General features: G+C 35.0%; 12 protein-coding genes. All 12 read right to left on the reverse strand.

Annotation, left to right across the window (positions count from 1 at the left end):
* Nucleotides 1–447: 447 nt before the first annotated feature.
* Entirely contained in the window at nt 448–1,128 is a 681-nt protein-coding gene (locus LIV57_RS10685; protein ID WP_227942568.1) for a hypothetical protein, read from the reverse strand.
* A 5-nt stretch (nt 1,129–1,133) separates the two neighbouring features.
* On the reverse strand, nt 1,134–2,012 hold the full coding sequence (gene rfbD, locus LIV57_RS10690) for a dTDP-4-dehydrorhamnose reductase (RefSeq protein ID WP_410673679.1): 879 nt from the start codon (nt 2,010–2,012) through the stop codon (nt 1,134–1,136).
* 31 nt (nt 2,013–2,043) lie between these two features.
* Nucleotides 2,044–2,529 (reverse strand): acyl-CoA thioesterase, encoded by a 486-nt coding sequence (locus tag LIV57_RS10695; protein WP_110009820.1) that lies wholly within the window; start codon nt 2,527–2,529, stop codon nt 2,044–2,046.
* A gap of 70 nt (nt 2,530–2,599) precedes the next feature.
* Nucleotides 2,600–3,103, reverse strand: coding sequence for an OmpH family outer membrane protein (locus LIV57_RS10700; protein WP_110009821.1), 504 nt, complete (start codon nt 3,101–3,103; stop codon nt 2,600–2,602).
* A 66-nt stretch (nt 3,104–3,169) separates the two neighbouring features.
* Complete coding sequence (locus tag LIV57_RS10705; RefSeq protein WP_110009822.1) at nt 3,170–3,724, reverse strand: OmpH family outer membrane protein; 555 nt, start codon at nt 3,722–3,724, stop codon at nt 3,170–3,172.
* A gap of 9 nt (nt 3,725–3,733) precedes the next feature.
* Nucleotides 3,734–6,268: an outer membrane protein assembly factor BamA gene (gene bamA, locus LIV57_RS10710; protein ID WP_227942570.1), complete on the reverse strand. Its 2,535-nt coding sequence runs from the start codon at nt 6,266–6,268 to the stop codon at nt 3,734–3,736.
* 28 nt (nt 6,269–6,296) lie between these two features.
* Nucleotides 6,297–7,046: an isoprenyl transferase gene (locus LIV57_RS10715; RefSeq protein ID WP_227942571.1), complete on the reverse strand. Its 750-nt coding sequence runs from the start codon at nt 7,044–7,046 to the stop codon at nt 6,297–6,299.
* Nucleotide 7,047: 1 nt separating this feature from the next.
* Nucleotides 7,048–7,938 (reverse strand): DUF6089 family protein, encoded by an 891-nt coding sequence (locus LIV57_RS10720; protein WP_227942572.1) that lies wholly within the window; start codon nt 7,936–7,938, stop codon nt 7,048–7,050.
* A gap of 213 nt (nt 7,939–8,151) precedes the next feature.
* Nucleotides 8,152–10,656: a polysaccharide biosynthesis tyrosine autokinase gene (locus LIV57_RS10725; protein ID WP_227942573.1), complete on the reverse strand. Its 2,505-nt coding sequence runs from the start codon at nt 10,654–10,656 to the stop codon at nt 8,152–8,154.
* 2 nt (nt 10,657–10,658) lie between these two features.
* A complete protein-coding gene (locus LIV57_RS10730) occupies nt 10,659–11,543 on the reverse strand; it encodes a polysaccharide biosynthesis/export family protein (protein ID WP_227942574.1) in 885 nt (294 codons plus the stop codon).
* Between the two features lie 38 nt (nt 11,544–11,581).
* Nucleotides 11,582–12,700 carry a glycosyltransferase family 4 protein gene (locus LIV57_RS10735; protein WP_227942575.1) on the reverse strand — a complete coding sequence of 373 codons (1,119 nt, stop codon included), beginning with the start codon at nt 12,698–12,700 and terminating at the stop codon, nt 11,582–11,584.
* Nucleotides 12,701–12,803: 103 nt separating this feature from the next.
* Nucleotides 12,804–13,805: a glycosyltransferase family 2 protein gene (locus LIV57_RS10740; RefSeq protein ID WP_227942576.1), complete on the reverse strand. Its 1,002-nt coding sequence runs from the start codon at nt 13,803–13,805 to the stop codon at nt 12,804–12,806.
* Between the last annotated feature and the right edge of the window lie 2 nt (nt 13,806–13,807).

Below are 13,807 nucleotides of genomic sequence, written 5' to 3' on the forward strand. Positions count from 1 at the left end.
CAAAAGTAAAACTTTATTTTTTAATGACCAAATGTTTTTGAAGAAAATTTTAAAGTTTTTTAAGTAACCTTAATCTTTCTTAAAACCTCAATCCCTATACTCCTGCGCTCCCTCTAATTGGGACTGCGAAGATACAAACTCTTTTTAAACTGACAACTTTTTTTACAAAAAGTTTTAAAGTTTTTTTTTTCGTCTGTTTCTTTTTTGAAGTAATATCGTTTCTGCCTATCTAAAGGCGCTCCTGCGCTACTGTTCTACTCTCGTTTTCAGTGGGGCAAAGATAGGAACTTCATACAACGCAAAACAAGTTTATTGAACATAAATTTTACATTACGGTGATATTTGTTCCTAAAGGACTGGGTAGCAGGGTGAAAAATTTTAAACAAATCACCCTGTTATATAGTGTATTTAAAGTTCAATCCGAAATAAGGTAATTATAATGGAGTTTTACGGGGTGTTTTCTTTATATATTACACTTAAAAATTCTGCATAAGACTTCTCAAGGCCAATGATATCTCCGGATTTCAGATTTAAACCTCCCACTCCTGAGTTGTCTGATTTTACTTTTAGAGAGGAAACCTGAAAATAAAGATTGTCATCATTAGCTTTTGGCTGAACTTTCACTGTAGAGCCTAAAAGCTTTTTGGTTGAAATCGTATAGATTTCTCCCGGAACCACTTTTAATTTTAAAAATGATCTGGGAGAAATAATATAATCTTTACGGTTAACATTTATTTTCTGATCTTTTTCAGAAGATGCAAATATATACATCTCCCCATTTTTAGCCGCCAATTTTTCTTTAGGTGTGTAATATAAAGCAATTTTATAATTGGCAGCATTGAATGTCTGCGGGGTACCATCAACATTTTCGAAAGGTTTTAATTCAAATGTATTGGCACCAATCTCTTTTGCTTTTTTATATACCAAGGAAAATACGAGTGCGTCATCTTTTGAAAATCCCTGTACTTCTACTTCTCCTAAATAAACAGCATCTGCAGCGGCAGCATCTTTTCTGTAGAAGAATTTATCTGCATTGTCATTTGTTTTTTCAACTCTGGTCATATAAACATTCTGTGCGCTCCACAGCTGGATGCATAATACGGAAAAGAGGATTGCAATATTCTTCATATATATTATTGGTGTGAAAGGATTTCAACACATTCTTCAAGACTGTTTTCCCAATGTTTGGGTTCTATCTTATAAACTTCTTCTATTTTATCCAGAGACATAGTACTTCTTACTGGTCTTTTGGCAGGAGTTGGATACTCTTCGGTTGTCAATGGATTCAATTTTACTGATGATTTTGAAAATTCAGCAATTTTTTTGGCAAATTCAAACCAGGTTGTCTCCGGATAGTTTGAGAAGTGGAAAATGCCATAGGTTTTCTTTGGTGCTCCGATAATTCTCATCATAGCTTCTGCCAGATCGTTGGCATTGGTTGGTTGTCCAAACTGGTCAGCAACGATTCCCAATTCTTCTTTCTGAGAGAAAAGATTCAACATTGTTTTCACAAAGTTCTTATTAAATTCGGAATACAGCCATGATGTTCTTATAATGATTGTTTTTGGATTAATTTCCAGAGCAAGCTCCTCTCCTTCTTTTTTTGATGTTCCGTATACGCCTATGGGATTGGTAAAATCATCTTCAGCATATGGAAGATTTGTGGTTCCATCAAAAACATAGTCTGTAGAAACATGAATCAGAACAGATTTATAATCTGCACATGCCTGAGCAAGGTGGGCTACTCCGCCGGCATTTACTGCAAAGGCTTTTTCTTGTTCCTTTTCTGCCAGATCAACTGCAGTGTATGCGGAGGCATTGATGCAATAATCAGGTTTGTTATCATAAAAGAAATCGTTCACCTGCTCTTCATTCGTAACATCTAAAGTAGATGAGTCTGTAAACAGGAACTCATACAGATGTTCAAAATCCGTGGCAATCTTTTTTATGCAGTTTCCCAATTGTCCGTTACTACCTATTACTGCTATTTTTTTCATTTGTTTATTATTAATTTTAAATTGGAACCTTCAATAAGAAATGGAGTTAAGAGTTCTTGGCATTCTGAGATCTTAAGAACTTCACCCTTGACTGGAAGTCTTTCTGGATAAGATCTACATAAAACTGATCAAAAATTTCTTTGATATCTTCTGGATGAACTTCAGATTTTCTTGTTTTAACATTAAAATAAATAACAGTCACCCAAAGTACGGCATGAATTGTTTTTTCATCCAGACTCTTCATCAGAATTTCCACTTTTGCCGTTCTATCCTGTACATCGATGGTCTTGCTACTGATCACTACCTGCGTATTATATCTTACTTCTTTGAGATAGGCTATTTCGTTCTGAATAGCAATCCAGGTACAGCCGGTTTTCTTGGTATATTCTTCATAAGTGAATCCATAAAATGTTTCCACATGATCTTCTCTGGCATTGAACATATACTCAAGATATTTTACATTATTCAAATGTCCGATCGGATCGCAGTCACTAAACCTAACTTTGACCGTAGTTGATACTTCTTTTTCCATTCCGCAAAAATAAAAAAACCACCTCTAAAAGAGGCGGTTGGTTTTATAAATCTTTGTTAATTTGCTGAAATTATTGAATTCCTAATTCTTTCTTCACAGCTGGAGTTGCGTCTGGTCCTCCTTTATAAAGGAATGCTGTTGAGTTTGCATCCATAATATAATCGTAACCACCTGCCTTAGCTACTTTTTCTACTGCATCGTTTAGTTTTTTCTCAATAGGACCGAAAGCTACGTCTTGCTTAGCCTGTAGATCTTTTTGAGCTTTTTCCTGCATTTGCTGGATTTCTTCAGCTAATTTTTTCATTTCTGCTTCTCTGGCGTTGTTTTCGTCAGCTGTTTTCTTAGGAGCTTCAGTTTGGTATTGCTGATATTTAGTTTGAGCTGCGTCAGCTTTCTTCTTGATCTCAGCTTGTTTAGTATCTAAGAATGTTTTAAGATCAGCATCTGCTTTCTTTTTCTCCGGCATCGCGTTAAGAACTCCCATTACATCTAAAGTAGCAATTTTTTGAGCTTTTGCCATACCTACAGATACAACCATCATTACTGCTGCAAATAATACACTTAATTTTTTCATAACTGGTAAATAAATAATTTAATTTGTTTTTTAGATTTTAAAATATAGCAAAAGTTAATTCTTTTATTATTTTTTGCCTTTACTATTTGTTTTTTCCTTCTTGTCTGTTCCTTTTAATAAGATAGACAATACTTTTTCGGTGTAATCATATTTTGACTGAAGGAAAATAACACTAATGTTATTGCTTTTATCAAGAACTATGCCCAAGCCATTTTTTTCGGACATTGTTTTGATGGCTCCCCAGATCTGATCCTGAAAAGGCTGAACCAGATTTGTTCTCAGTTTTGTAATTTCACCATTCGCTCCAAAACGTAAGCTTGTTGTCGTTTTAATATTTTTATCTAGGTCTGTAACTTCTTTTTCTCTAAGTTTAAGCTGATCACCTATCAATAAAACTTTTTCACTTTCAAAAGCAGCTTTTTTTCTTTCATATTCAGACTGAAGGTTTTGAAGTTCAGACTCCCAGGTATCGATCTGAGAATTTAATCTTGCTTCGGCTTCTTTATACTGAGGTAATTTATTTAAAATTTCATTAGTATCCACTACTCCGATTTTCTGGGCATTGTTCAACCCGAAAAGCAAGAGTAATGCGAATGTGAAAATTATTTTAAAGTGCTTCATATTTAATAATTATAATGTTTGGTTCATCAAGAAGTGGTTTCTCCATCCGGACTTGTCACCTGATAATGTTTTATCAAGACCTAGTGCGAAGTCGAATCCGATCAATCCAAATGCTCCCATATAAACTCTTACACCAACACCGACTGATCTTTTCAATTGGAATGGGCTGTAAGAACTCCATGAATTCCATACATTACCACCTTCTGCGAATGTCAGGGCATAGATTTTTGCAGTCTGGCTCATTGAGATCGGATATCTTAATTCTAAAGTAAATCGGTTATAAATTGTACCTCCTCCTCTTTGAGTAATATCATCAGCCTGACCTCCTTCTGTACTGGCATTTTCATATCCTCTTAAAGGAATCAATTCTCTACCGTCATATCGACCTCCGAAAAGACCTGTACCTCCCATATAGAATCTTTCAAACGGCGGCGCTCCCAACTGGCTGTTATATCCATCCATGAATCCCATTTCAGCAGAAGACCTTAGCACAAGTTTACCAATGATCTCATTGTAAACATCTGCCTTGAATTTAATCTTATAGAATTCCATCCACTTATATTTGTCAATAGGTGACATTGTGGAGTAATCTTTCTTCTTAAACAATGAGTATGGAGGAGTCAGTTTTGCTGAAAGCTCAATATTGGATCCCATTGTTGGGAAAATAGGGTCGATACCTGCTGAGTTTCTGCTCAGTCCTAAGTTGATACTGAAGTTATTGGCAGTACCGTTATTTTCTGTGGTATCCCCAAACTGGAACGGATAGTTGTTGAAGTCATACTTCTGGAACTGTAAACCTGTATAAAGAGAGAAATAGTCATCCGGCCAGTTCAATAGTCTGTTCAAACCTACTGAAGCAGAGAAGATATTCAATTTCTGGGCTTCTCCATATTGATCAGTATATCTTACTCTTGAGTTATTCAAACTTACAGAAAGTGCTGTTGGTCTAGTACCAAATAGCCAAGGTTCTGAGAATGATACTCCGTAGTTCTGGAAATACTGTCCTGCCTGCACCTGAATAGAGAACGTTTGTCCGTCTCCCTGAGGCACCGGTTTGAAATCTTTAAACTTAAGGAAATTCTTTAATGAGAAGTTATTAAATGTTAATCCTAAAGTACCGATAAAGCTGTTACCCCCGTAACCTGCCTGTAACTGAACCTGTGAAGATCCTTTTTCTACAAGCTTCCAGTTGATATCTACAGTATTATCTACCTGATTTGGCTGGATATCCTGTCCGACCTGCTGAGGATCAAAGAATGACATTCCCGCTAAATCGAAATAGGTTCTCTTAATTTCTGTTTTCTTGAAAAGTTCTCCCGGTTTTGTTCTTAGTGCTCTAAGAATTACGTGGTCATGGGTTGTAGTATTTCCCTGCCATGTTACTTTATTCCAGGTAGCCTGCTCTCCTTCATTAATTCTTACTTCAAGGTTTACGGCATCTCCTGAAACCGATTTTTCAACCGGCGTTACATTAGAGAAAAGGTAACCGTTATTCATGTAAACAGATTTAATATCTGAATCATCTTCTTTACCTCCGTCTTCCCCAACTTTTTTGTTGAATCCTACTGCATCGTAAATATCTCCTTTCTTATATCCTAATAATCTCTGTAAATATTCTGTTGCGTATACGGTATTACCCGTGAATGTAATATCCCCGATGTAATATTTTTTACCCTCGCTAAGTTTTACATTGATTTCGTAGTTATTTCTTTTGTTTCTCCATACTGAATCTGAAACGATTTTAGCATCTCTGTATCCAAGAGAGTTGTAATAACTGATAAGGCTTTGCTTATCTTCCTGGTATTTATCTTCAATGAATTTTGAGGATTTCAAAATACCACCGATTCCGAAACGCTTTTGTTTGGTTTCTTTGAAAGCTTTATTTCTAAGTTTGCTATCGGTTACATTATCGTTTCCTTCAAATTCGATATGGTCAATTTTAATTCTTTTACCCTTATCTACATTGATTGTCCAGTCTACCAAAGCAGGATCTCCTGCATTTACTTTATCCTGGATAGTAATTTTGGCATCTGCAAAACCTTTTTTGATGTAGTCTTTAGGGACATTGGTTTTAAGGCTTGAAACCAAGTTCTGAGTGATCTTAGTTCCTGGTTTTAGGTTGTTATCCTTTGCCAGTTTTTCACTTTTAGATTTACCGATTCCTTTTCCAGTAAATTTCACTTCTCCAAGTTCTTTCAGATCCTGCAGATAAAATTTCAGAACGATCGTCTGTCCTTCAATACTTTGAACATAAACTTCCACTTCAGAAAAAGATTGGGTATCCCAAAGTTTTTTTACAGCGTTGCTGATTTTCTGTCCCGGAATGTCTACACTTTCTCCTTTTGTAAGGCCCGTAAATCTTAAGATCTGAGCTGGTGTATATTTTTTTACCCCATCTACAACGATGTCTTTAAGAGTATAAGTTCCTGCCTCATTTTCTGCATGTACAGCATTATTTACTTTTGTGCTGTCTTGTGGAGTTACTTGTCCATAAAAATGTGCAGAAGCAGCAAACATAATGATGGGTAATAGTCTAAACTTCATTTTATCGAGTCTTTCTTTTCTTAAAAATTTATTGGCCTTTTACCTGTTCACCGGTTAAACCATACCTTCTTTCCTTGTTTTGATAATCCACAATACACTGGAAGAAAATATCTTTGGTGAAATCCGGCCACAGAACATTTAAAAACTGTAATTCAGCATAAGCAATCTGCCAAAGCAGGAAGTTGCTTATTCTTATTTCGCCGCTGGTTCTGATCAGTAAATCTACAGGAGGAAAATCTTTTGTATAAAGATAATTTTCAAATAACCTTTCGTTTATATTTTCTACCTCTACTTTTCCTTCTTTTACATCAGAACTTATGTTTTTTACGGCTTCCAGTATTTCATTTTGTGAGCCATAGCTAATAGCCAATACAAGGTTTCCTTTTGTGTTTTCTTTTGTGAGTTCTACCACACGTTCCAACTGCTCTCTTACTAATGCAGGCAACTTCTCAAGATTCCCTATAACATGCATTCTCAATCCTTTGCTGAAAATCTCTTCTGCTTCCAACAGTAAGGTTTCTACCAACAGATTCATAAGGGTATTCACTTCTTCGCTTGGACGATTCCAATTTTCTGAAGAGAATGTATACAATGTTAAGTAAGGAATATTAATCTCATTACAAGCATTAATAGCATTTCTTACTGCATTAATGGCATTTTTGTGACCGAAAGTTCTTTCTTCGCCACGAGATTTTGCCCATCTTCCATTACCATCCATAATGATGGCCACGTGTTTTGGTAAATTCTCAGAATTTATTTTTTCTTTAATCAACGACATATTATTCACAATAACACGGAGGTCTTCCGAACGAATATGTAAGTCCTAAACTGAAAGTATTCATCCAGTCTTTGGATCTTCCATCTCCGATATTTCTCTTTTTAATAAACTCTGCTTCTCTTTCTTTAGAAACCGCATAATAATTTCCTGACTGTAATAATGAACCGCCTGTGGCAGGATCCAAAATATCAGCATTATAAGAAGTTTTTACATCTTTGGAAAGGATCTTGCTGTGATCCAACTGATCCGTCAATGTATATCTGAATGTAGCTTCTGCAAATATAGCCCAGGAATGGTTGAATTTATACTTTAAACCAACCCCAAAAGGGATATGCATTGTTACTTTTTTGCCCAATGAATAATCTGTGGTGGTTGTAAAGTCCAATTCATTGACCGGAGCCTGTGCCACACCATCAGCATCTCTTCTGAAGTCATTCACCAGAGTAGCTTTAGGAGCATCAAACATTAAAGCACCAACACCTCCGAAGATGTAAGGGCTCAGCATGCTTATCTGCTCATTATTTACCGGGAAAAAGTTATATTCAAACATTAAACTCGCCTCATACACATTATTTTTTCCGTATGAGTTTCTATTTCTTCTATAATCTTCCTTTGCCGCTTTATCACTGAACTGGATCTGGTTGTATCCTAAATCCAATCTGATAGTCTGATGCGGGTTAAAATTAAATCTATATAATAAACCACCATAAAATGGAACTCCCCAATCTGACGTTCTGCTTAAATCCAACGGCTTCTGTAAAATATAATTTGTCCTTCCTACATCTCCCACTAGGTTACTCATACCTAGACGAACTCCCAATTCGTTTCTTTGTGCTTTAACACTTACCACTCCAAGGAAGGCAAGGAAGCTAAACAATAATTTTTTATTCATAAAAGAATATGGATTTATGGTTATTTTAAAATTTAATTTTTGCAAATATAAAACATTTTTATATTAATGATAATCTTAATGTTTAGTTAAAAATAAACAAAAAAACATAATTTGTTATAAAGTAAACGGCAAAGTGGCAAAAATATTCTTTTTTTCATAGAATCAAAATACTTTACATATGAAAAAACCCCCATTAAATGAGGGTTTAATGCTTTATTTTTTATTAAATAATACCTGTACTTTATTTCTGATCCTTATCAGTAACGGCTCTTTATAATTTTTATCTTCATCGAAATAACCATAACCATAGCCATATCCGTAACCATAGCCATAGCCATATCCGTAGCCTTGTTTGGTATTATAGTCATTATAGACAAGTCCCAGATTATTGACTTCATCGTTATGATACTTTTCAGTAATCATCTTCAGCATATACTTTTCTGTGTATTCGTGGCGTACAACATATATATTAGCATCAGAATACTTCATCAGCTCGTAGGAGTCTGCTACAAGACCTACAGGTGGTGAATCTATAATAATGAAATCGTATTTTTCTTTAAGTTCTTCTATAAATCTGATATTTCTCTGGCTCATCAAAAGCTCAGATGGGTTTGGCGGAATAGGACCTGAAGTAGCAACATCCAGGTTAGGGATCTTGGTCTTGTTTATAATCTGGTCAATATCTACTTCTCCCGTAAGGTAATTGGAGATCCCATATTTGTTATCAATTTTAAAGTCTCCAAAGATTTTCGGTTTTCTAAGGTCCATTCCTAATAAGATTGTTTTTTTATCACTTAATCCTATTACAGATGCTAAATTGATAGAAATATAAGTTTTTCCTTCTCCTCCAATGGATGAAGTAATCAAAATAACTTTTCCTTTTTCACTTTCATTATCCATCAGGAATCTCATATTGGCTCTTATTCCCCTGAAGGCTTCTGATACAGATGATTTTGGCTGTTCCAGAACAGTAAGCATATTTTCATTGCTGTTATTTCCAATGACTCCAAGAAGCGGAATTTTTGTAGCACTTAAAAGTTCTTTAATGTTTCTGATTTTACTGTCTAATACTTCACCTACAAAGATAAAAAGTAACGGAAGAAGCAGCAATCCGGAGATAATGACAGTCTTTGCCAGCTTGACATTTGGCCCGATAGGTCTTTGTCCCAGATTTTTAGCCGGGTCAATCACCGTAATATCAGATTGATTGGTTGCCATTCTCATCTTAGTATCACTCTGTCTTCCCAGAAGACTATTATAAGTGGCCTCAATCATATTATATCCTCTTTCTGCATCCAGATATCTTCTTTCTTTTTCAGGGTAAGAAGCTAGATCCGAGTTGGCTCCTGAAATATCACGGTCAATTTTGTTGATCTCGTCATAATATCTGTTATAATATCCTCTTAAACTGTTCGATGATCCCATTCTTGCCTCATCAATAAGCCTGTTGATTTCTCTCATCGGCTCTGATGAAGGCTTATAAATAGAAGCCATTTCTGCTCTTTTGGCATATAGAGCTTTAAGTTCAGTAACTGTTGCTGAGAATACTCCATCTTCAAAACCTGCGGCATTGGTTCCAATCATTCTATCAAAATTCTGGGACTGCAGCGTGTTTTTTATATTGTTAAGAGAATTGATTTTGCTTATGATATCTGCTTTTTTAGCCTCCAGCTCTTTTATTTTTTCAAGAGATTTTTCGTCTCTGTCTTTAATATTATAAAGTTTTTCCGAGGTTTTTAAATAATTAAGCACATTCGCACTTGAATCAAGTTTTTTACGGATGTTATCCAGATTATCTTTTAAAAAGATATCAGTGTTCTTATTAACCACATTCTTATCAGCCAATCTCTTTTTTTGTAACTCTGCAACAGATTTATTAAGGAAATTTACTGTACTGTTGAGATTATATCCTTTTTTGGTAATAATCATAATGGACCTGATTTCTTTATCAAAGTCAACACCTGTAGTAGAAACAATTTCATTTACACTTTCATTGACTGATTTCAGGTTCACAATAATATTATCCAACTGAATTTTAGAAGGAACAGGATTTTTAAGTAATCTGAACCTCAGGTTCGGAGCATTGTACCATTCATTGATTTTAATGATTTTATCAGCGGGTCTGCTATAACGATTGATAGTCTGAAACCCTTCCACTTCATAATTATACAGGTTGGTGGATTCTCCTTCTTCCGGTAAAACCACCTGATATGCTCCATCGCCCTTAGGAATCAGGGTAATAGGATAATCTATCTGTTGAAGATGTTTTTTATCAATCTGAAGAAAAACCGGTGAATCATCTTTATCCAGGTAAGTGGATTTTATCAGTCCTTTGGTAGAATAATTAACAAAAAGGTCCAGTTCTTTTACCAAAAATTCGTTGTGCGATCTTGATAAAAGCATTTTTTTCAGATAAAGCCCATCCTGATTTCCGGTATCACCCCAGATGAAGTTGATGGATTGGTTAGACTGTGTTGGTAAGAACTCAGAACCTTTTGTGGAAGTACTTAATGATAGGTCTGATGCATAGATATTTTGTGCATAGTATTTACTGTATACCCATGCAACAGCATAGCCGATAAAAAACATTAACACAAACCAGTACCAGTTTTTAAGGACTCTTCTTAAAAAGTGTTCTAAATCAAATAATGCAAATGATCCATACTTTTCTTTCTGAGAATTACTCTTCTCTGTAGCGGTTACTCTTTCTGGAATCATGGCTAAAGATTTTTAAGAAGTAAATAAATAGACAATGCCGTAGTAATTACCGAAACGCCAGTTGTTAAAGTCTGAATAGGATCTTTTCCGAATCCGTTCAAGCTTTTTGCTCTTGTGTTCAGATAGATTTCATCTCCATTCTGCACATAATAGAAAGGAGAGTTCATAAGATCTTCTCTGGTAAGATCTATTTTGGCAATTTTGATTCCTTCCGGAAGTTTTCTGTGGATAACGATCTCTTTCTTATCAATCGTCCTGTTCAGCCCACCATTAATGGCTAAAGCTTCAGTAATGGTAAGTGTATTTTTATGGACTACTTTCTCTCCTGAAAGACCTGTGGTTTCTACATCACCAAGAATATAATAAGTGATACCGTCCGTATTGAGTCTTACTTCAGATTTACCTTCCTGGAAATTTTCATTTACTTTTTCCTGAATTTCTTTTCTGATATCCTCTAATGTTCTTCCCTCAGCTTTTACATAGCCAATTCCAAAAACATTGATATCACCATTGGAGTCTACCTTGAGTCCGTTAAAATAGAAATTCGTATTTCCTCCTCTGCTCATCCCGGAAGTAGTACCAACTCCTCCTGCTACAGAACCACCACCAGACATGGCCGGACTTGTTACAGCTCCCGTTCCGGTTCCTCCCGAGGAATTGTAAGAAGAATAAAACTGTGCAGCATCTCCTTTGGGAGTTGTTACAATGTTAAGATTGAGGATATCATTTTTGGTAATCCTGTATACAGGGATATTGTAGGGAACAAGACCTTCTTCATTAATTACGAGGCTCTCACTTGGTTGTAAGTATCTTACATCCTTTGTTGTAATACATGAGGTAACTAAAAGAGGGAATATTAAAAATAAATATTTAAAGTTTTTCATCATATATATATAATATTGTTTACAAAAGTAATATTTAATTGTTAATTTTTGTTATTTCTTAATCGATATAGTAAATCTGGCAAATAAGCACCAAAAAAACCCAGTGAAATAATCACCAATAATAAAAGATTGACATTAATATGTCTTAAATAATAAGCCACTCCAACAATCATCAGATAGTAAAGAATAATATAAAAAGTTGATCTCCTATGGGTAAGATTCAATTTCAGCAGTTTGTGATGAATATGGTTTTTATCAGCATCAAATGGTGATTTTTTGTTGTAAAGCCTGATCATAATGACATTCAGAGTATCTACAATCGGAAGAATCAGAATAGCTACGGCTACTACAGGAGCAGACTGAAGGTGATATCTGGGAACATCAATCAGTTTTTTATCTATAAAAATATCTATAAAACAAATGGATGTAAAAGCCAATAAAAAGCCAAGGAGCATAGAGCCGGTATCTCCCATAAATATTTTGCGGGTACGGTAGTTTGACAGATTATAATACAAAAATGCCAATACAGTCCCAATGATAACAACAGATAGTACTACCAGCGGATAGTTATATTCTCCCAAACGGTAATAGCTTATTCCAAATAAAGCACTACAGATAACGGAATAACCACCTGCAAGCCCATCTATTCCGTCAATCAGGTTGAATGCATTAATCAGAATAATAAATGTTACGATACTGAATATCACACTTACAAAATACTCCAGCTCGTATACGCCGAAGATTCCGAATAAACTTCTGATTCTGATATCGGAGCCAATAACAATCAGGGAAGATACAACAATCTGTGCAACAAGTTTTTTGTAGGCTCTCATTACGACAATATCGTCCATTACCCCCACATAGAGCAGGATAATTAATGAAGCAAATAAAAATTTGTAGAGATCAAACAATTCATAGGCAAAAATAGAGGCACAGATTCCTATTGAATAAAAGATGGCAATTCCACCAAGATTGGGAATTTCTCTAAGATGCGAGCTTCTTATTCCAGGCTCATCCATCAGATTCTTTCTTCTTGAAATCTTGACAATGGTAGGAATAGAGAAAAATGTAATTAAAAAGGAGAATACGAAGCCTAATCCTATTTTTATATAGAAAATAGGTATCCCCGATCCGCTTAAGAACAATTCAAAGTTTTTCATTCTTTTCTAATTCAGCACTTGTATCTCAAAAATAAAAAATCATAATAGGAACTTTATTATCATTTTCTACTGACCGAAACAATAGTACTTACATTTGTGTTTACTAAATCAACTTTCTTATCAATCTTTTTTGTCCTGCAAAAAACAACAGATAAAAAATCTTTTTCTTCAAAGGCAAAGATAAAAGATAATTCTTACCAAAACGACTATACTTCAATATATCTTGAATTTTTATTTGTCTTTCCTTCATAAAAAGGTCAAACTGATCAGACATACTGTAAAATATTTCGTCTTTTTTCACATACGCCAGGTAGGCCAAAAACGAATAAACGCCCTCAAAAATCTGAAAATTTTTCAATTCCTTGCTTTTATTGGAATAGGAAGATTTACCGAATACCTGCTCTACATCAGAAACAGCCTTTAACATATCAAGTCCTTTTTCTGTGTGGGTTTTTGTAATAGAATCAGTACGTTCAAGATACTGATAATGAAAGCTCTGAGTTTGTGCAATGGTTTCACATTCCAGCAAAAGCTGAGGAATCAGCTGAATATCTTCAAAATGAGCTCCTTTTTTAAATCGTTTCTGATTAAAAAGTTCTTTTTTAAACAGCTTATTGCATGCAAAATAGCTGATATCAGAAAATACAGAAAAGTTATGTTCAAGGGCTATTTTCTCCGGCATATCGGGCAGCTGTGTCAATTTTTGGACAATTTTTCCGTTCTCATCCACTTTCTGAATATTACAGATGACCATTTTTGCATGATGCTTTTCCGCTAAAAGAAGCATTTCTTCAAACATGTTTTCAGTAACATAATCATCACTGTCTACAAAACCTATATAATCTCCGGCAGCCCTGTCGATTCCAAAATTACGGGCATCACTCAGCCCACCGTTTTCTTTGGTAAAGGCCTTTATTTTATCAGGATATCTTTGTGCAAATTCTTTAATTATTTTTTCAGAGTTATCTTTACTTCCGTCGTTTACTACAATAATCTCAATATCAGAAAGGCTCTGCTTTACCAGAGATTTGAGGCATTTTTCCAGATAGTTTTCGACATTATAAACGGGAACAATAACGGATACTCTTGAGGGAACATTTGTCATAC

It is taken from the genome of Chryseobacterium sp. X308 (genome assembly GCF_020733145.1).
In the GTDB taxonomy this organism is placed as follows: Bacteria; Bacteroidota; Bacteroidia; order Flavobacteriales; family Weeksellaceae; genus Chryseobacterium; species Chryseobacterium cupriresistens.

What these genes read in the sequence shown, in the direction of transcription:
- LIV57_RS10685 (WP_227942568.1), bottom strand. Translation starts at nt 1,128, where the DNA reads ATGAAGAATATTGCAATCCTCTTTTCCGTATTATGCATCCAGCTGTGG.
- LIV57_RS10695 (WP_110009820.1), bottom strand. Translation starts at nt 2,529, where the DNA reads ATGGAAAAAGAAGTATCAACTACGGTCAAAGTTAGGTTTAGTGACTGC.
- LIV57_RS10700 (WP_110009821.1), bottom strand. Translation starts at nt 3,103, where the DNA reads ATGAAAAAATTAAGTGTATTATTTGCAGCAGTAATGATGGTTGTATCT.
- LIV57_RS10705 (WP_110009822.1), bottom strand. Translation starts at nt 3,724, where the DNA reads ATGAAGCACTTTAAAATAATTTTCACATTCGCATTACTCTTGCTTTTC.
- bamA (WP_227942570.1), bottom strand. Translation starts at nt 6,268, where the DNA reads ATGAAGTTTAGACTATTACCCATCATTATGTTTGCTGCTTCTGCACAT.
- LIV57_RS10715 (WP_227942571.1), bottom strand. Translation starts at nt 7,046, where the DNA reads ATGTCGTTGATTAAAGAAAAAATAAATTCTGAGAATTTACCAAAACAC.
- LIV57_RS10720 (WP_227942572.1), bottom strand. Translation starts at nt 7,938, where the DNA reads ATGAATAAAAAATTATTGTTTAGCTTCCTTGCCTTCCTTGGAGTGGTA.
- LIV57_RS10725 (WP_227942573.1), bottom strand. Translation starts at nt 10,656, where the DNA reads ATGATTCCAGAAAGAGTAACCGCTACAGAGAAGAGTAATTCTCAGAAA.
- LIV57_RS10730 (WP_227942574.1), bottom strand. Translation starts at nt 11,543, where the DNA reads ATGATGAAAAACTTTAAATATTTATTTTTAATATTCCCTCTTTTAGTT.
- LIV57_RS10735 (WP_227942575.1), bottom strand. Translation starts at nt 12,700, where the DNA reads ATGAAAAACTTTGAATTGTTCTTAAGCGGATCGGGGATACCTATTTTC.
- LIV57_RS10740 (WP_227942576.1), bottom strand. Translation starts at nt 13,805, where the DNA reads ATGACAAATGTTCCCTCAAGAGTATCCGTTATTGTTCCCGTTTATAAT.